We start from the raw sequence: 19,946 nt of genomic DNA, 5'->3' as shown, positions 1-19,946 counted from the left end.
GCTTGCGCCTGATATGCCCCCCGCGCGCGCTCTTATCAAGCCGAGACCGGAACCGCGGGGGCGATCCGCGCGTTTGCCTGACAGTGATAATTCCCAAGTCAGGAGGTTGCCATGGCAGACCGCAAGAGATCGCAGGACGGCGAACGCGAGACCGAGAAGTTCATCGACGACGCAGACACCCCCAGCCAGCAGGGACGCGCTGATGGCAACCTCGAGCGCAAGGTCGGCACCCGTGACCTGCTGAAGCAGGCCGAGCACGGCCCCGGCGCTACCCGCGTGGAAGGCCGCGACAAGCGCGAAAACGGAGATACCTGATATGGCACGGATGAAAAACGACACCCTCGTGGTGGTGGCCGACAGCGAAAAGGCCCTGTTTCTCCGCAACCTGACGGACCATGAGAACCCCAACCTCGAGGTCACCGATAAGGACGAACAGGAAAATCCCTCGGACCAGGAGCAATCTGCCAACCGACCGGGCCGGATGCAGGACACAGGGGTGCAGCAGCGCTCGGCGATGGACGACACCGATTGGCATGAGCTGGCGAAGGAACGTTTTGCAGCGGACCTTGCGGAAAAGCTTTATAAACAGGCACATAAGGGCGAATTCGACCGGCTGATCCTGGTCGCGGCGCCGTCCGTCCTGGGCGATATCCGCTCTGAACTGCACCAAGAGGTTGCCGACAAGGTAGTTGCCGAAATCGACAAGAACCTGGCGAACCACCCGGTGAACGAGATCGAGAAGCTGGTGAAGAAGGAACTCGACGCGCGTTAAGGCGCCATTCCCTTCCAGCCCTACCCAACGAAAAAGGGCCAGCCGCGATGGCTGGCCCTTTCCTGTCCCTCGTACGAGGTCAGTCTTTTTATTCTTCGGATGCTTCCATCTCGGCCACGCGCGCCTTGTCGGCTGCGCCCTTGGCGTCGACATCGCGGTCAACCAGTTCGATGATCGCCATCGGTGCCATGTCACCGTAGCGGAATCCTGCTTTGAGAACACGGGTGTAGCCGCCCTGACGGTCGGCGTAGCGGGGGCCGAGGATCTCGAACAGCTTGGCGACGTCCTTGTCTTCCTTGAGCTGCGACGCGGCTTGGCGACGGGCGTGAAGATCCCCGCGTTTGCCGAGGGTGATCAGCTTGTCCATCACCCGCTTGAGCTCTTTGGCTTTGGGCAGGGTGGTCTTGATCTGCTCGTGTTCGATGAGCGAGCCGGCCATGTTTGCCCAGAGTGCCTTGCGGTGCTCGTGGGTGCGGTTGAGGCGGCGATAACCTTTTGCGTGACGCATGTGTCTGTTCCTTCTTTGCCCTCTACGGGCGGTTTTGCTTTGTCCGGCCGGCGATGCGTGTCACCGGCTCTCCTTGGGGCGAATGCCCGGTCGAGTTTTGTACAATTTGTACAAAACAGGGGGGTGTTTTGTACAAAAGGGGGTGCGCACCAAGGGCGCGCACCCGATCGGGGACGTGCTTAGAACGCGTCCTCGAATTTCTTGGCGAGATCTTCGATGTTGTCGGGCGGCCAATCCTCAACATCCATGCCGAGGTGCAGGCCCATTCCGGACAGCACTTCCTTGATCTCGTTCAGCGACTTGCGGCCGAAGTTCGGGGTGCGCAGCATCTCGGCTTCGGTCTTCTGGATCAGGTCGCCGATATAGACGATGTTGTCGTTCTTCAGGCAGTTCGCCGAACGCACCGACAGTTCCAGTTCGTCCACCTTCTTGAGCAGAAGCGGGTTGAACTCGAGACCGTCGTCGTCGTCCTGACGCGAGGCGCTTTCGGGTTCGTCGAAGTTGACGAAGATCGACAGCTGGTCCTGCAGGATCCGCGCGGCGTAGGCCACGGCGTCCTCGGGCGTGACCGAGCCGTCGGTGTCGATCTTCAGCGTCAGCTTGTCGTAGTCAAGCACCTGGCCTTCACGGGTCGGCTGCACGTCATACGACACGCGCTTGACCGGCGAATAGATCGCGTCGATCGGGATCAGGCCGATGGGGGCGTCCTCGGGCTTGTTCTTGTCAGCCGAGACATAACCCTTGCCGGTGTTGACCGTCAGTTCCATGTAGACGTCCGCGCCCTCGTCGAGGTGGCAGATGACATGTTCCTTGTTCAGCACCTCGATACCGGCGCTGTCCGAGATGTCGCCGGCGGTGACGACGCCCGGGCCCTTGGCATTGATCGACAGGCGCTTGGGCCCTTCGACTTCCATGCGCAGCGCGACGCCCTTGAGGTTCAGAACGATATCCGTCACGTCTTCACGGACACCGGCCACGGACGAGAATTCGTGCAGCACGTTGTCGATCTGGACGGAGGTGATGGCGGCGCCCTGCAGCGACGACATCAGCACGCGCCGCAGCGCGTTGCCGAGGGTGAGACCGAAGCCGCGTTCCAGAGGCTCGGCCACGGCGGTGGCCTGGCGTGTGGGGTCGTTGCCGGGGCGGACCTCCAACTGTGTCGGCTTGATCAGCTCGGCCCAATTCTTGTGGATCATGCGTCCCTCCATTCCTGCGATTGCCCCATGTCCGAAAGGCAAAAGCGCCCGAGGTTAAAATGACGGAATGGGGCCCTGCAGTATGCAAGGCCCCAAACTTGATAAATTCGGATCAGACCCGGCGGCGTTTCGGCGGGCGGCAGCCGTTGTGCGCGATCGGGGTCACATCACGGATCGAGGTGATGTTGAAGCCGACGGCGGCCAGCGCGCGGAGCGCCGATTCACGGCCCGAACCGGGGCCCTGAACTTCGACTTCCAGCGTCTTCATGCCGTGCTCCTGTGCCTTCTTGCCTGCGTCTTCCGCAGCCATCTGAGCGGCATAGGGGGTCGATTTCCGCGAGCCCTTGAAGCCCATGGTGCCGGCCGACGACCATGCGATCGCGTTGCCCTGCACATCCGAGATCAGGATCTTGGTGTTGTTGAACGACGAATTCACATGCGCAACGCCGGTTGCGATGTTCTTGGAGACCTTCTTCTTGGCCCCACGACGGGTATCACGTGCCATTTGCGTAAGCCTCCCTTACTTCTTCTTGCCAGCGATGGGTTTCGCCGGGCCTTTGCGCGTGCGCGCATTGGTGTGGGTCCGCTGACCGCGGACCGGGAGGTTGCGGCGGTGACGCAGGCCACGATAGCAGCCAAGATCCATCAGGCGCTTGATGTTCATCTGCGTTTCACGACGCAGGTCGCCTTCGACGGTCAGGTTGGCGTCGATGTATTCGCGAACGGCCAGGACTTCCGCGTCGGACAGTTCGTTCACGCGACGCGAGACGTCGATGTTCACGGCGTCGCAGATTTCCTTGGCCGAGGTGTGGCCAATTCCGGTGATGTAGGTCAGGGCGATCGGGACCCGCTTGTGGGTCGGGATGTTAACGCCGGCGATACGTGCCAAGTGTCACTTTCCTTTTCGTTGCGGTTCCGTAGTGCCGGAACCTTTTTTCACAACGTTAGCCCGAGGCAATCTGCGCCCGGGCCGCGGCTGAATTCGAGGTGGTCGGTTCCCGTCCGGGAATCGCTCGCTGATCGCGAGATAGGGCTGACTATTGGACCTGCGCGGCAGGGTCAACCCCCTGTCAAGCGGTTTGTGCCTCGGCGGTTTCACGGGCGGTTTCGCGAGACCGTAGGCCGGGCTTCAGCCCGGCGTCCGGGGTGCCGGGCTGAAGCCCGGCTTACGGTCTGTATCACCCCAGTTGGATCTCGATCTCGCGGCGGACATCGTCGGGCGTACCCATGCCGTTGATCGGGCGCAGCTTGCCCTTGGCGTAATAGTAGCCGATCAGCGGCGAGGTCTGCTTGTAGTAGGCCATCAGCCGGGTGCGCAGCGCGTCCTCGTTATCGTCGGCGCGGCGCTTCTGGTCGGTCGAGCCACAGTTGGCGCATTTGCCGTCCGCGGGCCAGGGCTTGGTATCGTCGTTGTAGACTTCGCCGCAGTTGCCGCAGGTCGAACGCGCCGTGATCCGGGCAACCAGCGCCTCGTCGTCCACCCGCATCTCGATCACCGCGCCGAGGCTCTTGCCGTGCTTGGCCAGCAGCGCGTCCAGCGCGTCGGCCTGCGCCAGAGTCCGGGGGAAGCCGTCGAAGATGAAACCGGCGTCGGGGCCGCTTTCCAGCTTTTCCTCGATCAGCCCGATCACGATCTCGTCGGTCACAAGCTCGCCACGTGCCATGACGTCGGCGACGCGCTTGCCCATCTCGGTGCCGCTTTCCTTGGCGTCGCGAAGCATGTCGCCGGTCGAGAGCTGGATCATGTCGCGCTCGTCTACCAGCTTGCGGGCTTGCGTGCCTTTGCCGGCCCCCGGGGGCCCGAGAAGGATGATATTCATGTTGGGGGTTACCTCCGGACGGGGCTGCGTTTCTTGCGGGCCTTACCTTTACCACGCAGTTGCGATTTCTGGATGAGACCTTCGTACTGGTGCGCCAGAAGATGCGACTGCGCCTGTTGGATGGTGTCCATGGTCACCGACACGACGATCAGGACTGAGGTGCCGCCGAAGTAGAAGGGAATCGCGAACTGACCGCGCAGGATTTCCGGAAGCAGGCAGACCGCGGCAAGGTAGGCCGAGCCCAGAACCAGCACGCGGTTGACCACGTATTCAAGGTATTCGGCGGTCTTCTTGCCGGGGCGGATGCCGGGGACGAAGCCGTTCTGGTTCTTCAGGTTGTCGGCCACGTCATCGGGTTTGAACGACACGTTGAAGGTATAGAAATACGCGAAGAACACGATCATCAGCGCGAAGAACAGCAGGTAGAGCGGCTGCCCGGGGCCGAAGTAGGCGAGGATCGTCGACATGATCGGGCTGGTCTGGTTGCCCGAGAAGGTGGCGATGGTGGTGGGCAGCAGAAGCAGCGAGGAGGCGAAGATCGCCGGGATCACGCCGGCCGGGTTGACCTTGACCGGCAGGTGGGACTGCTGCGCCTCGGAGATCTTCATGCCCTGCTGGCGACGCGGATACTGGATGGTGATCTTGCGCAGGGATCGTTCCATGAAGACCACGAACATGATCACCGCGACCACCATGAGCATGACGCCCACGATCACGGCGGGCGAGATCGCGCCCGAGCGGCCGGAGGCGAAGAACTGCGCCAGGGCTGCCGGAACCTCGGCGATGATGCCGACGAAGATGATGAGCGAGATGCCGTTGCCGATGCCGCGGGCGGTGATCTGCTCGCCCAGCCACATCAGGAACATGGTGCCGCCGACCAGCGTGATCACGGTGGCGGCGCGGAAGTACCAGCCCGGATCGGTCACGAGGTCGCCCGCTTCGAGCGAGACGGCCAGCCCGTAGGCCTGGAAGGTGGCCAGCACCACGGTGCCGTAGCGCGTCCACTGGTTGATCTTCTTGCGGCCCTGTTCGCCCTCTTTCTTGAGCTGCTCCAGCGCCGGCACCATGGAGGCCAGAAGCTGGACGATGATCGAGGCCGAAATGTAGGGCATGATGCCCAGAGCGAAGATGCCCATGCGGCCCAGCGCGCCGCCGGTGAACATCGAAACCATGCCGCCGATACCCTGACCGGCCTGCTCCATGAATTCGCGCAGCGCGGCGCCGTCGATGCCGGGGACCGGGATGAAGGTGCCCAGACGGTAGACGATCAGAAGCCCGAGGGTGAAGAGGATGCGGTTGCGCAGGTCGGTGGCCTTGCCGAGCGCCGCCCAGCTGGTGTTGGCCGCCATCTGCTCTACTGCTGATACCATGGCTCGTTAATCTCGCTCTATGAAAACGCCGCCCCTGGCCGTTTTCCGGCGGGCGGCGTTTGGAAAACTTAAAGCTATGTAAGCGGCGATGCCGCCGCTCACAACCCGGTTCTAGCCGCTTATTCGGCCGCTTTCGCTGCCGTGACCGTCAGAGAGCCGCCGGCCTTCTCGACCGCTTCGATGGCCGACTTCGATGCGCCGGTGACCGAGATGGTGGCTTTCGAGGTCAGTTCGCCCTTGGCCAGCACGCGGACACCATCCAGCTTGCGGCGGATGACACCCGAGGCCACGAGGGTCTCTTCGTCGATCTTGCCGGCGTCGAGCTTGCCGGCTTCGATGAATTTCTGGATCAGGCCGAGGTTGATGACGGCGTACTGTTTGCGGTTCGGCTTGTTGAAGCCGCGCTTGGGCAGACGCTGATAGATCGGCATCTGGCCGCCTTCGTAGCCGTTGATGGCCACACCCGAACGGGATTTCTGACCTTTGATACCGCGACCGGCGGTCTTGCCCATGCCGGAGCCGGGGCCGCGGCCAACGCGTTTGCGTTTCTTGGTGGCGCCTTCGTTGTCGCGCAGTTCGTGCAGTTTCATGTCGCTTCTCCTTGCCGGATGCTGCCCCGAAGCGAAACAGGCAGACCACGGCGTTTCTTGGTTGATTTGAGTCGCGGCCCGTGAGGCCACCGGGGGCGTATAGCGGGGGAGAGAACGTCACGCAAGACCTGCGTTGCGCCCTGCCCCGCCTTGCCGAGCGGCCTAGCCTCTCCGGAAGGTCAGGCGCAGGAAACTGGCCCAGGTGCCGTCGTGTTTACGGCGGGCGCGGATCAGCGCGATGAGCAGCAGGGTGGTCATGTCCCTCTCCGGGGGCTGGAATATGAAACGCGGGCCGAGGGAGCGGCCCGCGTGGAACAGCGGTCAATGGACGCGGCTGTGAAATTCCGTGGTCAGAGCGCTTTCGCGGCTTCCTGACGTGCGATGTCCGAGATGTCGCGGCGGGCGACGCCGATGTCGGCCAGGTCACGATCGGACAGAGCGCTGAGCTCGTTGTAAGTCCGGGTGAAAACGGCGCGGCGGTCGCGGGCTTCCTGCCATGCGGCGGCGATCTCGTTCAGTTTGCCCAGGATACCGTGGGCGGCGGGGGTCGTGTTGGACAGAGCATAAGCCATGTTTAAGTCCTTTCGGTGTGCGGGGCGTATTCCCCGGGAGGTCTCATTTCCTCCGTGACCCTTATCTAGACCTGTATGGTGGCGCTAACAACGCACAGTTCGGTCGACCTGCCATGCGTTTTCTGCAATGCAGCATAAAGAGATTTCTCGTCGGATCAGGGAGTTGAGGCAGAGTCCTGTTGTGGATGAAACGCAAAACGCGGACCGAAGTGACGGCCCGCGTTTGCGGGGTGCCGGGGCACCCGGATGTTCGTTGTAGCTTACACCGACTTTTCGGCGTGCTCCTGTGCAACCTGACGGATTTCGCTGCGTCCGAGGCCGATGTCGGCCAATTCGCGGTCCGACAGGCCGTTCAGTTCGTTAAAGGTGGTGTTGAACACGGCGCGGCGCGCGCGGTTCAGTTTCCAGTTCGCGGCGAAGGCGTTGAAACGTTCGGCCAAGTTGAAGCCGGCGGTCTGGGTGGTGTGTGCGTATGCCATTGTCAGGCGTCCTTTCGATGTCCGGGGCGTATTCCCCGTGCGTGTTTCTGCGTCGCAGCATGATCTGTGGTCGGGTGCGGTCCGCGACAATTGGCAAAAGCGGCAAGCCGCCATGCGTCCGGTGCAATCCCTTGGCGTGATGCCTGCGACGGGGTGATGAGTGCGGCTGCGCGCCCTAGGGACACGTGCCTTGGGGTCAGGCCGCTTTCCTCGCGGCGTCGGCCGCAACGGCCGGGATCTGTGCGCGGGAGATGCCGATGTCGGCCAGGTCGCGATCGTCGAGCGCGCTGAGCTCGTCGAAGGTCTGGTTATAGGCACCGCGTCTTGCGCGCGCGGTATGCCAGGCCGAAGCCAGTTCGCGGATCCGGGCCGAAAAGCCCGTAGCGGAGCTTGTATTGGACAGAGCGTATGCCATGTGGATCGTCCTTTGATGGGTCGGGGCGGATTCCCCGAATGGGTTCGTTTCCTCCGTGCCCAAGAGTTAGGGTCGCCCGCTGGCGCTAACAATCCACAGTTTCGGCAAGCCGCCATGCAATTTCTGCAACGCAGCACGGGTTGACAAGCCCGACACCGAACTTAGACGCGGGCGACGCATAACCTATTGACCGCATTCACATAAATCGTTGACGCGGCGTGAGCCGAACGGCGGCGGCCGGTTCCGCCAAAGCGATTTGGATAATTGGCAACAAAAAACGCCCCCCGGATCACTCCGGAGGGCGCCTGTTCTGTACGAGGAAGGGGGCTTAGCCGCGCTCTTCGACGATCTCCACCAGATGCGGGATCTTGTTGATCATGCCGCGGACGGAAGGCGTGTCTTCCAGTTCACGGGTCTTGTGCATCTTGTTGAGGCCGAGACCGATCAGCGTCTTGCGCTGGATCTCGGGGCGGCGGATCGGCGAACCGACCTGCTTGACGACGATGGTTTTTGCCATTGTGCTCAGGCCTCCTCGGCGATCTGGGTGCTTTCCTGCGGCGCGTCTTCACGCTTGGGCAGGATGTCGGCCACTTTCTTGCCGCGACGCTGAGCCACCATGCGGGGGCTCGATTCGCGGCCAAGCGCGTTCAGCGTGGCACGGATCATGTTGTAGGGGTTCTGCGAACCGGTCGATTTCGCGACCACGTCCTGCACGCCCAGCATCTCGAACACGGCGCGCATCGGACCACCGGCGATGATACCGGTACCTTGCGGTGCGGTGCGCATAACGACCTTGCCGGCGCCGTGACGGCCTTCGATGTCGTGGTGCAGGGTGCGGCCTTCGCGCAGCGGCACGCGGATCATCTGGCGCTTGGCTTGCTCGGTGGCCTTGCGGATGGCCTCAGGCACTTCTTTCGCCTTGCCTTTGCCGAAGCCGACGCGGCCTTTCTGGTCGCCGACGACGACGAGGGCTGCGAAGCCGAAGCGCTTACCACCCTTGACGGTCTTCGAGACCCGGTTGATCGCGACCAGGCGGTCTGCGAATTCCGGAGTTTCGTCACGATCGCGACGGCCGCCCCGGCTTCTGTTTTCACGTTCTGCCATGTGGCATTTCCTTTAACTGGTCGGACCATCGGCCCGGTTGTCCAATCCAGGTGGGCGCGGGCGCACCCCCGGATCATCGAGGCCTTGCGGCCTGCAAGCAGGGTGCGCCCCGAAGGGCACACCCCGTGTCACTTAGAACTTCAGGCCACCTTCACGCGCGGCATCGGCCAGAGCCTTGATGCCACCGTGGAACAGGAAGCCGCCGCGGTCGAAGTAGCAATCCTCGACACCGGCCGCCTTGGCGCGCTCTGCGATAACAGTGCCCACCTTGGTCGCCGCGTCGACGTTGTTCTTGCCCACGACACCCAGGTCCTTTTCGAGCGAGGACGCGCTTGCCAGGGTCTTGCCCTGCACGTCGTCGATCAACTGGGCCGAGATGTTCTTGTTCGAGCGATGCACCGACAGGCGCACGCGCCCGCGGTTCATCTTGCGAAGCTTGTTCCGGACGCGCAGACGGCGCTTGAGGAACAGTTGTCTTTTGCTGTTTGCCATTGTCCGCGTCCTTACTTCTTCTTGCCTTCCTTCTGGAAGATATACTCACCCTTGTAGCGGATGCCCTTGCCCTTGTAGGGCTCGGGCTTGCGCCAATCACGGATGTTCGCCGCAACCTGGCCGACTTCCTGGATGTCATTGCCTTCGACAATGATCTCGGTCGGTTTGGGAACGGTGACAGTGATACCTTCCGGAATCTCGAAATCCACATCGTGCGACAGGCCGAGGTTCAGTTTCAGGGTCTTGCCCTGAAGCTGCGCCCGGTAACCGACGCCCTGGATTTCAAGCTCTTTCTTGAACGTGTTGGACACACCGTGGACCATGTTGGCGACCACGGTGCGGCTCATGCCCCACTGCTGGCGCGCGCGCTTCGACTTGCCGCGCGGCGCGACGGTGATCGCGCCGTCTTCGACGGTCAGCGTCACGTCGTCGGTGGCGGTGAAGCTTTGCGTGCCTTTCGGGCCCTTGACCTCGATGGTCTGGCCGGAAAGGTTCGCCTGCACACCGTCGGGCAGGGTCACGGGCTGTTTGCCGATACGAGACATCTGCAAGCCCTCCTTAGAATACGGTGCAAAGCACTTCGCCGCCAACATTGGCAGAGCGTGCGTTTGCATCCGACATGACGCCTTTCGAGGTGGAAACGATGCTGACGCCCAGGCCCTGACGGACGGTGGGGATCTCGTTCACACCCAGGTACACGCGACGACCCGGCGTAGACACCCGCTTGACTTCGCGGATGACGGGGGCGCCGTCGTAGTACTTCAGGCTGATTTCGATGGCGGGGTGACCGCGCTCATCGGTGGTTTTCTCGTAGCCGCGGATATAGCCTTCGTCCGCGAGGACATCGAGCACCCAGGCACGCAGTTTCGAACCCGGGGTCGACACCGTCGACTTGCCGCGCAGCGATGCGTTGCGGATACGGGTGAGCATATCGCCGATAGGATCGTTCATCTATATACCCTCCCTTACCAGCTGGATTTCACGACGCCGGGAAGCAGGCCCTTGGAGCCCAGATCCCGCAGCGCGATACGGCTGATTTTCAGCTTGCGGTAGTACGCGTGGGGACGACCGGTCAGCTGGCAGCGGTTGTGCAAACGGGTTGCCGAAGAGTTGCGCGGCAGTTTCGCCAGTTTCAGGCGTGCCTTGAAGCGCTCTTCCATGGGCTTGGATTCGTCGTTTGCGATTTCCTTGAGTTCGGCGCGCTTGGCAGCATACTGCTTGACCAGCTTCTCGCGCTTCTTCTCGCGTTCGATCATTGCTTTCTTAGCCATGTCTCTATCCTCTCGCCCGCGTCACGAATTGAAAGGCATGTTGAATGCCTTCAGAAGCGCCTTGGCTTCATCGTCGGTTTTCGCGGTGGTGGCGATCACGATGTCGAGGCCCCAGGCCTCATCCACCTTGTCGAAGTCGATTTCCGGGAACACGATGTGTTCCTTGATGCCCAGAGCATAGTTGCCACGGCCATCGAACGACTTGCCCGAGACGCCGCGGAAGTCGCGGATACGGGGCATGGCGACGGTGATCAGCCGGTCGAGGAAATCATACATGCGCGCGCCGCGCAGCGTGACCTTGGCGCCCAGCGGCATGTCTTCGCGAACGCGGAAACCGGCGATGGATTTCTTGGCCTTGGTGGTCACGGCCATCTGGCCTGCGATGCGGGTCAGGTCTTCCTGGGCCGACTTGGCCTTCTTGGAGTCCTTCACCGCCTCTGCGCCACAACCGATATTCAGAACGATCTTGTCCAGACGCGGGATCTGCATGTCGTTCTTGTAGCCGAACTCTTCTTTCAGAGCGGCCTTGATCGTGTCCTGGTACAGCGTGCGCAGGCGCGGGGTGTAGGTTGCGGAATCAAGCATCGATCACGTCCCCCGTGGTCTTGGCGAAACGGACCTTCTTGTCACCTTCCATGCGGAAGCCGACGCGGGTCGCTTTGCCGTTTGCGTCCAGCAGGGCCAGGTTCGACAGGTCGATCGGCATCGCCTTGGGGGCGCGGCCACCCTGCGAGGTCTGGGACTGCTTGGTGTGACGGATGGCGATGTTGACGCCGTCGACAATGGCCTTGCCGGATTTCGGGTCGACGGAAGCGATGGTGCCTTCCTTGCCCTTGTCCTTGCCGGCCAGCACGACGACCTTGTCGCCTTTGCGGAGTTTCGCAGCCATTACAGCACCTCCGGAGCGAGCGAGATGATTTTCATGAAGTTCTTGGCGCGCAGCTCGCGAACGACCGGTCCGAAGATCCGGGTGCCGACGGGCTCGCCGGCGTTGTTCAGGATGACGGCTGCGTTGCGATCGAAGCGGATCGCGGTGCCGTCTTCACGACGGACTTCCTTGGCGGTGCGCACGACGACGGCCTTGCGGACGTCACCTTTCTTCACGCGGCCGCGCGGGATGGCTTCCTTCACCGAGACGACAATGATGTCGCCGACGGAGGCGTATTTACGCTTGGAACCACCCAGGACCTTGATGCACTGCACCCGGCGAGCGCCGGAGTTGTCAGCGACATCCAGATTGGTCTGCATCTGGATCATGGGGTTTCTCCTGACCTTTGGGGGGCGTTGCTTGCCTGTTCCCCAGGGTTTCGATCAAACCAAAAGGCTCGGAAGGCTTACGCCTCCAGAACCTCCCAGCGTTTCGTCTTCGATTTCGGCGCGCATTCGATGATGCGGACTGTGTCGCCGACCTTGAAGGCGTTCTTTTCATCGTGAGCCCGGTACTTCTTGGACTTACGGATGGTTTTCTTCAGGACCGGGTGCTTGAAGCGGCGTTCAACCGACACGGTGACTGTCTGTTCGTTGGCATCGCTGGTGACGGTGCCGGAGAGGATACGTTTGGGCATATGTCTGGCTCCTTACTCAGCGGCTGCCGCAGCGGCTTTTTCGTTCAACACGGTCTTCACACGGGCCACGTCACGCTTGACGGTGCGCATGCGCGCGGTGTTTTCCATCGAGCCGGTGGCGGCCTGGAAGCGCAGGTTGAAGGCTTCTTTTTTCAGGTTTGCCAGATCTTCACGAAGCTGATCCGGCGTCTTGTCACGCAGTTCCTTGGCGTTCATCGCCTGTTTCCTTTCTCAACATCAACGGAGGGCCCCCGGTGAGGGTCACCCTGATTCCGCTGGAGTGCATGGATGAAGGGTGCCTATAGGCGGGATGGGCGGGGTTGGCAAGCGTTTTCGCGGACGGCCTGCCGTGTGCGGTAGGATGGGTGGTCTCTACCCATCTTTCGCCACGATGGGTGAAAATCACCCATCCTACGAATTGCCCCCTCGCCCGCTCCGCGCTAAAGCCGGTGTCATGCCCCAGATCCGCTCTCTCTTCGTCACCCGCCTCTATCGCGCGCCGCTGTCCGAGCAGTCCCCTGCCATCAACGCGCGGGAACTCGAAACCTCCTGCATGACCATCGCCGAGGATGACGAGGCCGGGCAGGAGTGGTGCGAGGCCAACGACTATCCCGGTTATACCTCCTATGCCTCGCTGTCGGACCTGCCCTGGCGGTTCCCGATCTTCGCCGACTTGGTGAAATCGCTCGACGCGCATGTCGCGGCCTTTGCCGGGGATCTGGAGTTCGACCTCGACGATCGGGCGCTGAAGCTTGAGGACATCTGGATCAACATCCTGCCCGAGGGCGGCTTTCATTCCTCGCACCTGCACCCGCACAGCGTGATCTCAGGCACCACCTATGTTTCGATGCCCGAGGGCGCCAGTGCGCTGAAGCTGGAAGATCCGCGCTCGGCCCGGATGATGGCCGCGCCGCCGCGCCGCAAGCAGGCGCGCGAAGAGCTGCGGACCTTCGTCTACGAAACACCCAAGGTGGGCGACGTGCTGCTGTGGGAAAGCTGGCTGCGGCACGAGGTGCCGATGAATGTTTCGGCAGATGAGCGAATATCCATCAGTTTCAACTATACCTGGGCCTGACGGTCGAATTTTGACGCCGATGTGCTATGGTGGGCCTCCCTGAAGTGACTCCGTATCGGGAAGGGAGGACCCCAATGGACGCCATTCAAGCCAGCGATTATGCCAACCGCCTGCTTGCCGCCCACGGTGACAAGGCGATTGTCGAAGCCTCGGAGAAGATGCGTGAATGCGAGGCCGCGGGCAAGACTGACGAAGCCACCGACTGGCAGAAGGTGCGCGACGCGATCTATCGCCTGCGCGGGCCGATTCAGGCCTAGCCAGCCGGACCTGAAACAACGGACGCACCGGAAGACGACGCGGCCTCTTGTCAGCAGGTGGCCGCGCCGCTACCCCTGCGCCCATGCGCATTATCCGCGATTTTCAGTTCATCGACCCGCAGGATCGCGGGGCCAGCGTCGCCATCGGCAATTTCGATGGCGTGCACCGCGGTCATGTCTCGGTGATCGATCTTGCCCGTCGCAGCGACGCGCCGCTGGGCATTCTCACCTTCGAGCCCCACCCGCGTGAGTTCTTTGCACCCGACGCGCCGCCGTTCCGGCTGATGTCGCCGCAGGCGCGGGCCTCGCGGCTTGAGAAGATGGGGGTGGAAAAGCTTTACGAGTTGAATTTCAACCACGCCCTTGCCGGGCTGACCCCGCGCGAGTTCTGCGAGACCGTGATCCGCGACGGACTCGGGCTGAGCCACGTGGTGGTGGGGTCGGACTTCTGCTTCGGCCGCAAACGGGCCGGAACGGCGGCGGATCTGCAGGCCTTCGGCGCGGAGATGGGCTTTGACGTGACCATCGCGCCGCTGGTGCAGGAGGGCTTGGCACAGGTTTCTTCGACCGCGATCAGGCAGGCGCTTTCGGATGGCAAACCGGAGCTGGCCGCCGAGATGCTGGGCCACTGGCACCGGATTGCCGGCCCGGTTGTGGGCGGGGAACAGCGCGGGCGAACGCTGGGCTATCCGACCGCCAACATGGACCTGACCGGGCTACACCTGCCTGCCTTCGGCGTCTACGCCGTACTGGTCGACGTGCAGGACGGGCCGCACAAGGGCAGCTATCACGGCGCGGCCTCGCTGGGGGTGCGGCCGCAGTTCGGTGGCGCGCTGCCGAACCTCGAGACCTTCCTGTTCGACTTCTCGGGCGATCTTTACGGCGCGATGCTTTCGGTCGGGCTGGTCAGCTATCTTCGGCCGGAAGCGACCTTCGACAGCCTCGAGGCCTTCATCGCGCAGATGGATGCTGATTGCCTGCGCGCCCGCGAGATCCTGAACCGATGAGCGATCCGATCGACCGCACCGGACTTGCGCCCCGGTTCTGGGAAACAAAGCCGCTCAAGAAGCTGAACCCGGCGGAGTGGGAAGCGCTCTGCGACGGTTGCGGCAAGTGCTGCCTGAACAAGCTGGAGGACGAGGACACCGGCCATGTCGAGCTGACCTGCGTCGCCTGCCGGCTGTTCGACGACGAAACCTGCCGATGCGCGCAATACGAGATCCGTCACCAGTTCGTGCCGGAATGCATCGTGATGACGCCCGACAACATCGACGATCACGCCTACTGGATGCCGCGGACCTGTGCCTATCGTCTCTTGTGGCAGGGCAAGTCCTTGCCGGAGTGGCATCCCCTGCTGACCGGCACGCCGGAGTCAGTGCATGCGGCCGGGGTGTCGATGAAGCACCGCACGGTGCCGGAGTTCGAGGTCGACGAGGACGACTGGGAAGACCACATCATCGAGGAACCGCTGGGATGAACTTTGCCTCGGACAACGCGGGGCCGGTGCATCCGAAGGTCATGCAGGCCCTGCTGGCGGCCAACGAAGGCCACGCCCTGCCCTACGGCAACGACCCGTGGACGGCGCTGGCCCGCGACCGGGTGCGCGACGCGCTGGAGGCGCCGGAGGCGGCTGTGTATTTCGTGCCAACCGGGACGGCGGCCAATGTGCTGGCGCTGGCGAGCCTGACGCGGCCTTGGGACACGGTGTTCTGCACGCCGGTGGCGCATGTCGAGGAGGACGAATGCAACGCCCCGGAATTCTACACCGGTGGCGCCAAGCTGACGCTGGTGGGTGCGGATGACCTGATGCCGGTGACCGCGCTGGACGCGGCGATGGCGAAATATGCCCGGGCGGACGTGCACACGGCCCAATGCGGGCCGGTGACACTGACACAGGTGACGGAAAACGGGCGGGTCTACGGACTGGACGACCTTGCGGCTCTTTGCGACGTGGCGCATGGCTATGGCAGCCCGGTCCATCTGGACGGCGCGCGGCTGGCGAATGCGGTGGCGGCGCTAGGGTGTTCCCCGGCCGAGATGACGTGGAAGGCGGGCGTCGACGTGCTGTCCTTCGGCGGCACCAAGAATGGCCTGATGGCGGTCGAGGCGGTGGTGTTTTTCGATCCGGCGAAGGCCGCCGAATTCGAACTGCGGCGCAAGCGCGGGGCGCACCTGTTTTCCAAGCATCGGTTTCTGGCGGCGCAGATGGCGGCCTATCTGGACGACGGGTTGTGGCTTGATATGGCGCGGCAGGCCAATGCCAATGCCGCGCGGCTGGTCGATGGGTTGCGGGGCTGTTCGGTGCAGCTGCTGTGGGAGCCGCAGGCCAACATGGTGTTTTGTGCGTTGCCGCGCGGTGTGCACCGGCGGTTGAATGCGGCCGGGGCGCGGTATTCTGTGAACGGGGCGCTGGAGGGGCCGGAGGATGAGGTTCTGACGGCGCGGCTGGTGTGTGACTGGTCGATGTCGGAGGCGGAGATTGATGGGTTCCTGAGGGTGCTGGCGGGTTCGTAGCCCCGCATCGCCGGGCCGAGGTGCGGCGAACCGACATTGGTGAGGGCCACTTCATGCTAGCGGTTGCCGTAAACCCTGAGAGGGTCAGGCGTCCACCGGCGGTATCGCCGCGCCGTGAGGCGGCCCGGCGATGCGGGGCGGCTTTGCCGCTGTTAACCCGCCTGTTGTGGCACTTGGACGTCGATCCCTTCCGGGGGGCTTATTAGTACGAATGCGCTGCGTAGATCCGCGTCAGGTCGCCGCCCCAGTCGCCTTCGTATTGCTCCAGAAGTTCGTCCGCCGGGACCTTGCCGCTTTCGACGCTTTCGATCAGCGCGTTGAGGAAATGCGTCTCGTCCGGCACCAGCCCGCCCGAGCCGGTACGGCCGCGGGCTTTCAGCCCGGCTTCGGCGATGTCCAGCACCTGGCGCGCCAGATCGTGCATCCGGATGCCGCTCACCTCGGCCTGCAGGCCCAGCTCGGAGGCCGCGACGCGCAGACCTTCGCGGGTTTCCGGGCCCCAGCCTTTCACCAGATCCCAAGCCGCGTCCAGCGCGCCCTGATCGTAGGTCAGCCCGACCCAGAAGGCCGGCAGCGCGCAGAGCCGCCGCCACGGGCCGCCGTCGGCGCCGCGCATTTCGATGAACTTCTTGAGGCGGGCTTCGGGGAAGAGCGTTGTCAGGTGGTCGGCCCAGTCCGAGATCAGGGGTTTCTCGCCGGGCAGCGCGGGCAGTTCGCCCTTCAGGAAGTCGCGGAAGGACATGCCCAGCGCGTCGATGTATTCGCCGTCGCGGTAGACGAAGTACATCGGCACATCGAGCGCGTATTCCACCCAGCGCTCGAAGCCGAAGCCTTGCTCGAACACGAAGGGGACCATGCCGGTGCGGACGGGATCGAGATCGCGCCAGATGCGCGAGCGCCATGACTTGTGGCCGTTGATCCGGCCTTCGAAGAACGGCGAATTTGCAAACAGCGCGGTGGCCACCGGTTGCAGGGCGATGGCGACGCGCATCTTGCGTACCATGTCGGCCTCGGACCCGAAATCGAGGTTCACCTGCACGGTGCAGGTGCGGCGCATCATCGACCGGCCCATGGTGCCGACCTTGCCCATGTAGGCATCCATCAGCTTGTAGCGGCCCTTGGGCATCAGCGGCATCTGTTCATGCGTCCAGATCGGCGCGGCGCCCAGCCCGATGAAGCCGACGCCGATCTCGTCGGCGATGTCCTTGACCTCGCGCAGGTGGACGTTCACCTCGTCGCAGGTCTGGTGGATGGTCTCCATCGGCGCGCCGCTGAGTTCGAGCGCGCCGCCCGGTTCGAGGCTGACATTGGCGCCGTCCTTCTCCAGCCCGATCAGCTTGCCGGCCTCGCGCACCTCGGCCCAGTTGTGGCGGTCGCGCAGCCCTTCCAGCACCGCCTCGATCGAGCGGCGGCCTTCGTACGGCAGCGGTTTCAGCGTGTCCTTGCAATAGCCGAACTTCTCGTGCTCGGTGCCGATGCGCCACATGTCCTTGGGTTTACAACCACTTGCGAGGTACTCGACAAGCTGTTCGTAACGCTCGACCGGAGCGCCGCCGGACTGGGGGATGGACATGGGGGTTGCTCCGCTTTCGGCCGTCAGGTCAGACAAGCCTTGGAGCCAAACGCCGCAGGTGTCAATGCGAGGTCGGGGGCAACCCCGGGGCGGTCCGGTCGCGCTGCCAGATCAGCGCCTCGTTCGAGGTGTCGCGGGTCAACTCGCGCAGCATGTATTCGGTGCGCAGGCCGGGCAGCGTGGCGAAGGCGTCGAACAGCGTGTCGCCGCCCTTGGCGGTCACCGGAATGTGCAGCGGATCGTGGCCGGGCTGGTGCAGCACCCAATGCGCGGGATGCATGCGCCGGTCGAGGCCCAGCCGGGTGACATCGGCGATGTCCACCGCGCCGCCGGTGAGCGGGCCGAAATAGGCCACGCGGCCTTCGACCACCTGCACCACGCCGGGGCCGTCGCCGGTGGCGCGGAAGCGGGCGCGTTGCAGGCCGAGGACGATCAGCGCGACGGCGGCGAGGACCAGCCCGTAGCCGACGCCGTTGATCATCCAGCCAGTTGCGCCAAAGCCCCACCACAGGCCGAGCGTGACAAGCCCCGTCCCGGTCAGGACCTCGCGCCAGCGCCAGAGGGCGGCACGGGCCTCGGGGCGGAAAAAGCTCATTGCCAGTCCCCCAGCGTGGCCTGCCAGAGGGTCAGCGCGGCGACCGCCGCGGTTTCGGCGCGCAGGATGCGGGGGCCGAGGGCGATGGGCTGGGCCTGGCTCATGCCGGTCAGGCGGCTGCGCTCGGCGTCGGAAAAGCCGCCCTCGGGGCCGATGAGGATGGCCCAGGGGCCGGAGCCTGTGGCGGTGAGGCTGGCGACGGCTGAAGCCTCCCCTGCCCTTGCCTCGTCACAGAACATCAGCCGGCGATCCTGCGGCCAGCCGTCCAGCACGCGGTTCAGCTTTTGCAGGTCCGCCACTTCCGGCACGAAGGTGGCGACGCATTGCTCGGCGGCCTCGATCGCGTGCAGGCGCTGCTTGTCGACGCGGAAGCGGTCGGAATTGGTGAAGTCGGTCTGCACCGGCAGGATGCGGCGCACGCCCATCTCGACCGCCTTTTCGACGATGAAATCGGTGCGCGCCTTCTTGACCGGGGCGAAGACCAGCCAGAGGTCGGGCGGCATCTGCTGCGGCTGCGTCCGTTCACGGCACACGAGCACACCGCCCCGTTTGCCGGCCTCCAGCACCTCGGCCCGCCATTCACCGTCGGCGCCGTTGAACACCAGCAGGTCCGCACCCCGGCCAAGCCGCATCACTCCGAAGAGGTAATGTGCCTGCTCGCGGGTCAGAGGAAGCGTTTGCTCCTCCCCCAGCCCATGTTCTACATACAGCCTGACCGTGCCACTCATGGGATGACAGATATGCCAGAGACCCGCCCGACACCAGAGGCCAAGGCACCGGAAACCGGGGGTCAGGTCTCCGACGCGGTGCGCGGCAACTGGGTCGACCGTTACGCGCCCATGGCTTTGCGGCCCTACCTGCGGCTCAGCCGCGCCGACCGGCCGATCGGCACATGGCTTTTGCTGCTGCCCTGCTGGTGGGGGCTTTTGCTGGCCATGGTCCACACCGGCCAGACCAGCCTGCACGACCTGTGGATATTTGCCGGCTGCGGCATCGGCGCCTTCCTGATGCGCGGCGCTGGCTGCACATGGAACGATATCACGGACCGCCATATAGACGGCTCCGTGGCGCGTACCGCCAGCCGGCCAATTCCGTCGGGACAGGTTTCGGTGCTGGGGGCAACCCTGTGGATGGTTTTGCAGGCGGTGATCGCCTTCGGCATTCTGCTCACATTCAACATGGCCGCCATCGCCCTTGGAATCCTGTCTCTTTTGCCGGTGGCTGTGTATCCTTTCGCCAAGCGTTTCACATGGTGGCCGCAAATTTTTCTGGGCCTCGCCTTCAATTGGGGCGCGCTGCTGGCCTGGACCGCGCATACCGGGCGGCTGGAGTGGCCGGCCTTCGTGCTCTACCTCGCCGGGATTGCATGGACGCTTTTCTATGACACGATCTATGCCCATCAGGACAAGGAGGACGATGCGCTGATCGGGGTGAAGTCCACCGCGCGGCTGTTCGGTGAGGCGACGCCGAAATGGCTGATGTGGTTCCTGATTGCCTGCATCTCGCTGATGGGGCTGGCGATCCTGCTGGCGGCGCCGCAGGGCGAAATCCTAACGCTGGTGATCGCGCTCGGCGGGCCATGGGCGATGGGCTGGCACATGGCGTGGCAGATGCGGATGCTGCGGATGGACGACATGGACCGCCTGCTGATGCTGTTCCGGTCGAACCGCAATGCCGGGATCCTGCCTGTGCTGTTTTTCGCCACAGCCATGGCGCTGTGATTGATCCCCCCGCCCGGCTGGCGTATCTGACATCAATCTTTCCAAACTCCGGATTCC

Annotated in this window: 32 protein-coding genes; 8 read left to right on the top strand and 24 right to left on the bottom strand. The window is 63.6% G+C overall.

Translation table 11 applies throughout. The annotated features are described in order from the left end of the window. Nucleotides 1–111: 111 nt before the first annotated feature. Both AC04PT_RS09235 and AC04PT_RS09230 read left to right on the top strand, forming a co-directional pair. Nucleotides 112–315, top strand: a complete 204-nt coding sequence (locus tag AC04PT_RS09235; RefSeq protein ID WP_482873359.1) for a hypothetical protein — start codon at nucleotides 112–114, stop codon at nucleotides 313–315. Nucleotide 316: 1 nt separating this feature from the next. Then, complete coding sequence (locus AC04PT_RS09230) at nucleotides 317–772, top strand: host attachment family protein (RefSeq protein ID WP_482873358.1); 456 nt, start codon at nucleotides 317–319, stop codon at nucleotides 770–772. Between the two features lie 88 nt (nucleotides 773–860). On the opposite strand, the gene rplQ is transcribed toward AC04PT_RS09230, so the two are convergent. From rplQ to rpmC, 21 genes are all read right to left on the bottom strand, one after another. Beyond that, nucleotides 861–1,280 carry a 50S ribosomal protein L17 gene (gene rplQ / locus AC04PT_RS09225; protein ID WP_482873357.1) on the bottom strand — a complete coding sequence of 140 codons (420 nt, stop codon included), beginning with the start codon at nucleotides 1,278–1,280 and terminating at the stop codon, nucleotides 861–863. A 179-nt stretch (nucleotides 1,281–1,459) separates the two neighbouring features. Then, a complete protein-coding gene (locus tag AC04PT_RS09220) occupies nucleotides 1,460–2,476 on the bottom strand; it encodes a DNA-directed RNA polymerase subunit alpha (RefSeq protein ID WP_482873356.1) in 1,017 nt (338 codons plus the stop codon). Nucleotides 2,477–2,588: 112 nt separating this feature from the next. Then, complete coding sequence (gene rpsK, locus AC04PT_RS09215) at nucleotides 2,589–2,981, bottom strand: 30S ribosomal protein S11 (protein ID WP_482873355.1); 393 nt, start codon at nucleotides 2,979–2,981, stop codon at nucleotides 2,589–2,591. Nucleotides 2,982–2,996: 15 nt separating this feature from the next. Further along, nucleotides 2,997–3,365 (bottom strand): 30S ribosomal protein S13, encoded by a 369-nt coding sequence (rpsM, locus tag AC04PT_RS09210; RefSeq protein ID WP_482873354.1) that lies wholly within the window; start codon nucleotides 3,363–3,365, stop codon nucleotides 2,997–2,999. Nucleotides 3,366–3,654: 289 nt separating this feature from the next. Continuing rightward, entirely contained in the window at nucleotides 3,655–4,296 is a 642-nt protein-coding gene (locus AC04PT_RS09205) for an adenylate kinase (protein WP_482873353.1), read from the bottom strand. An 8-nt stretch (nucleotides 4,297–4,304) separates the two neighbouring features. Continuing rightward, the gene (secY, locus tag AC04PT_RS09200) at nucleotides 4,305–5,666 is read right to left on the bottom strand and encodes a preprotein translocase subunit SecY (protein WP_482873352.1); all 1,362 of its coding nucleotides are present in this window, start codon (nucleotides 5,664–5,666) and stop codon (nucleotides 4,305–4,307) included. 119 nt (nucleotides 5,667–5,785) lie between these two features. Beyond that, complete coding sequence (rplO, locus tag AC04PT_RS09195) at nucleotides 5,786–6,256, bottom strand: 50S ribosomal protein L15 (RefSeq protein WP_482873351.1); 471 nt, start codon at nucleotides 6,254–6,256, stop codon at nucleotides 5,786–5,788. A gap of 350 nt (nucleotides 6,257–6,606) precedes the next feature. Beyond that, a complete protein-coding gene (locus tag AC04PT_RS09190) occupies nucleotides 6,607–6,828 on the bottom strand; it encodes a DUF1127 domain-containing protein (protein WP_482873350.1) in 222 nt (73 codons plus the stop codon). A 260-nt stretch (nucleotides 6,829–7,088) separates the two neighbouring features. After that, complete coding sequence (locus AC04PT_RS09185) at nucleotides 7,089–7,307, bottom strand: DUF1127 domain-containing protein (protein ID WP_482873349.1); 219 nt, start codon at nucleotides 7,305–7,307, stop codon at nucleotides 7,089–7,091. A 196-nt stretch (nucleotides 7,308–7,503) separates the two neighbouring features. Continuing rightward, a complete protein-coding gene (locus AC04PT_RS09180) occupies nucleotides 7,504–7,722 on the bottom strand; it encodes a DUF1127 domain-containing protein (protein ID WP_482873348.1) in 219 nt (72 codons plus the stop codon). A gap of 328 nt (nucleotides 7,723–8,050) precedes the next feature. Then, nucleotides 8,051–8,239, bottom strand: a complete 189-nt coding sequence (gene rpmD, locus AC04PT_RS09175) for a 50S ribosomal protein L30 (RefSeq protein ID WP_482873347.1) — start codon at nucleotides 8,237–8,239, stop codon at nucleotides 8,051–8,053. A gap of 5 nt (nucleotides 8,240–8,244) precedes the next feature. Further along, nucleotides 8,245–8,826, bottom strand: a complete 582-nt coding sequence (gene rpsE / locus AC04PT_RS09170; protein ID WP_482873346.1) for a 30S ribosomal protein S5 — start codon at nucleotides 8,824–8,826, stop codon at nucleotides 8,245–8,247. A gap of 132 nt (nucleotides 8,827–8,958) precedes the next feature. Continuing rightward, nucleotides 8,959–9,318 (bottom strand): 50S ribosomal protein L18, encoded by a 360-nt coding sequence (rplR, locus tag AC04PT_RS09165; RefSeq protein WP_482873345.1) that lies wholly within the window; start codon nucleotides 9,316–9,318, stop codon nucleotides 8,959–8,961. An 11-nt stretch (nucleotides 9,319–9,329) separates the two neighbouring features. Next, nucleotides 9,330–9,863 (bottom strand): 50S ribosomal protein L6, encoded by a 534-nt coding sequence (rplF, locus tag AC04PT_RS09160; RefSeq protein ID WP_482873344.1) that lies wholly within the window; start codon nucleotides 9,861–9,863, stop codon nucleotides 9,330–9,332. Between the two features lie 13 nt (nucleotides 9,864–9,876). Beyond that, nucleotides 9,877–10,269: a 30S ribosomal protein S8 gene (rpsH, locus tag AC04PT_RS09155; RefSeq protein WP_482873343.1), complete on the bottom strand. Its 393-nt coding sequence runs from the start codon at nucleotides 10,267–10,269 to the stop codon at nucleotides 9,877–9,879. A gap of 14 nt (nucleotides 10,270–10,283) precedes the next feature. Beyond that, a complete protein-coding gene (rpsN, locus tag AC04PT_RS09150) occupies nucleotides 10,284–10,589 on the bottom strand; it encodes a 30S ribosomal protein S14 (protein ID WP_482873342.1) in 306 nt (101 codons plus the stop codon). Between the two features lie 21 nt (nucleotides 10,590–10,610). After that, entirely contained in the window at nucleotides 10,611–11,174 is a 564-nt protein-coding gene (rplE, locus tag AC04PT_RS09145; protein ID WP_482873341.1) for a 50S ribosomal protein L5, read from the bottom strand. Beyond that, entirely contained in the window at nucleotides 11,167–11,478 is a 312-nt protein-coding gene (gene rplX, locus AC04PT_RS09140; protein WP_482873340.1) for a 50S ribosomal protein L24, read from the bottom strand. The genes rplE and rplX overlap by 8 nt, the downstream gene beginning before the upstream one ends. Beyond that, entirely contained in the window at nucleotides 11,478–11,846 is a 369-nt protein-coding gene (gene rplN, locus AC04PT_RS09135; RefSeq protein WP_007427594.1) for a 50S ribosomal protein L14, read from the bottom strand. Before rplN ends, rplX begins: the two co-directional genes overlap by 1 nt. A gap of 77 nt (nucleotides 11,847–11,923) precedes the next feature. Further along, nucleotides 11,924–12,154, bottom strand: a complete 231-nt coding sequence (gene rpsQ, locus AC04PT_RS09130) for a 30S ribosomal protein S17 (RefSeq protein ID WP_048529579.1) — start codon at nucleotides 12,152–12,154, stop codon at nucleotides 11,924–11,926. Nucleotides 12,155–12,166: 12 nt separating this feature from the next. Continuing rightward, nucleotides 12,167–12,370 carry a 50S ribosomal protein L29 gene (gene rpmC, locus AC04PT_RS09125; RefSeq protein WP_482873339.1) on the bottom strand — a complete coding sequence of 68 codons (204 nt, stop codon included), beginning with the start codon at nucleotides 12,368–12,370 and terminating at the stop codon, nucleotides 12,167–12,169. A 238-nt stretch (nucleotides 12,371–12,608) separates the two neighbouring features. Here rpmC and AC04PT_RS09120 point away from each other — a divergent pair, with 238 nt between their 5' ends. From AC04PT_RS09120 to AC04PT_RS09100, 5 genes are all read left to right on the top strand, one after another. Next, a complete protein-coding gene (locus AC04PT_RS09120) occupies nucleotides 12,609–13,229 on the top strand; it encodes a 2OG-Fe(II) oxygenase family protein (RefSeq protein ID WP_482873338.1) in 621 nt (206 codons plus the stop codon). Between the two features lie 74 nt (nucleotides 13,230–13,303). Beyond that, nucleotides 13,304–13,486, top strand: a complete 183-nt coding sequence (locus tag AC04PT_RS09115; RefSeq protein ID WP_482873337.1) for a hypothetical protein — start codon at nucleotides 13,304–13,306, stop codon at nucleotides 13,484–13,486. 83 nt (nucleotides 13,487–13,569) lie between these two features. Continuing rightward, nucleotides 13,570–14,493 carry a bifunctional riboflavin kinase/FAD synthetase gene (locus tag AC04PT_RS09110; RefSeq protein ID WP_482873336.1) on the top strand — a complete coding sequence of 308 codons (924 nt, stop codon included), beginning with the start codon at nucleotides 13,570–13,572 and terminating at the stop codon, nucleotides 14,491–14,493. Next, on the top strand, nucleotides 14,490–14,963 hold the full coding sequence (locus AC04PT_RS09105; protein WP_482873335.1) for a YcgN family cysteine cluster protein: 474 nt from the start codon (nucleotides 14,490–14,492) through the stop codon (nucleotides 14,961–14,963). The genes AC04PT_RS09110 and AC04PT_RS09105 overlap by 4 nt, the downstream gene beginning before the upstream one ends. Then, on the top strand, nucleotides 14,960–16,000 hold the full coding sequence (locus tag AC04PT_RS09100; protein WP_482873334.1) for a threonine aldolase family protein: 1,041 nt from the start codon (nucleotides 14,960–14,962) through the stop codon (nucleotides 15,998–16,000). The genes AC04PT_RS09105 and AC04PT_RS09100 overlap by 4 nt, the downstream gene beginning before the upstream one ends. Nucleotides 16,001–16,202: 202 nt before the next feature. Here the strand turns inward: AC04PT_RS09100 and AC04PT_RS09095 are convergent, their stop codons facing one another. The 3 genes from AC04PT_RS09095 to AC04PT_RS09085 all read right to left on the bottom strand — a co-directional run bounded on the left by AC04PT_RS09095 (nucleotide 16,203) and on the right by AC04PT_RS09085 (nucleotide 18,896). Next, complete coding sequence (locus tag AC04PT_RS09095) at nucleotides 16,203–17,573, bottom strand: glutamate--cysteine ligase (RefSeq protein ID WP_482873333.1); 1,371 nt, start codon at nucleotides 17,571–17,573, stop codon at nucleotides 16,203–16,205. A 61-nt stretch (nucleotides 17,574–17,634) separates the two neighbouring features. Next, nucleotides 17,635–18,168, bottom strand: coding sequence for a hypothetical protein (locus tag AC04PT_RS09090; protein ID WP_482873332.1), 534 nt, complete (start codon nucleotides 18,166–18,168; stop codon nucleotides 17,635–17,637). Continuing rightward, the gene (locus AC04PT_RS09085; protein ID WP_482873331.1) at nucleotides 18,165–18,896 is read right to left on the bottom strand and encodes a 16S rRNA (uracil(1498)-N(3))-methyltransferase; all 732 of its coding nucleotides are present in this window, start codon (nucleotides 18,894–18,896) and stop codon (nucleotides 18,165–18,167) included. The genes AC04PT_RS09090 and AC04PT_RS09085 overlap by 4 nt, the downstream gene beginning before the upstream one ends. Before the next feature lie 12 nt (nucleotides 18,897–18,908). On the opposite strand from AC04PT_RS09085, the gene ubiA reads away from it, so the two are divergent. Next, on the top strand, nucleotides 18,909–19,889 hold the full coding sequence (ubiA, locus tag AC04PT_RS09080; protein WP_482873549.1) for a 4-hydroxybenzoate octaprenyltransferase: 981 nt from the start codon (nucleotides 18,909–18,911) through the stop codon (nucleotides 19,887–19,889). Nucleotides 19,890–19,946 lie beyond the last annotated feature (57 nt).

The sequence above is a fragment of the Litorisediminivivens sp. KMU-197 genome, assembly GCF_056858395.1.
The sequence above is the reverse complement of the archived record's forward strand: the minus strand, read 5'-3'. Positions and strand labels throughout refer to the sequence as shown.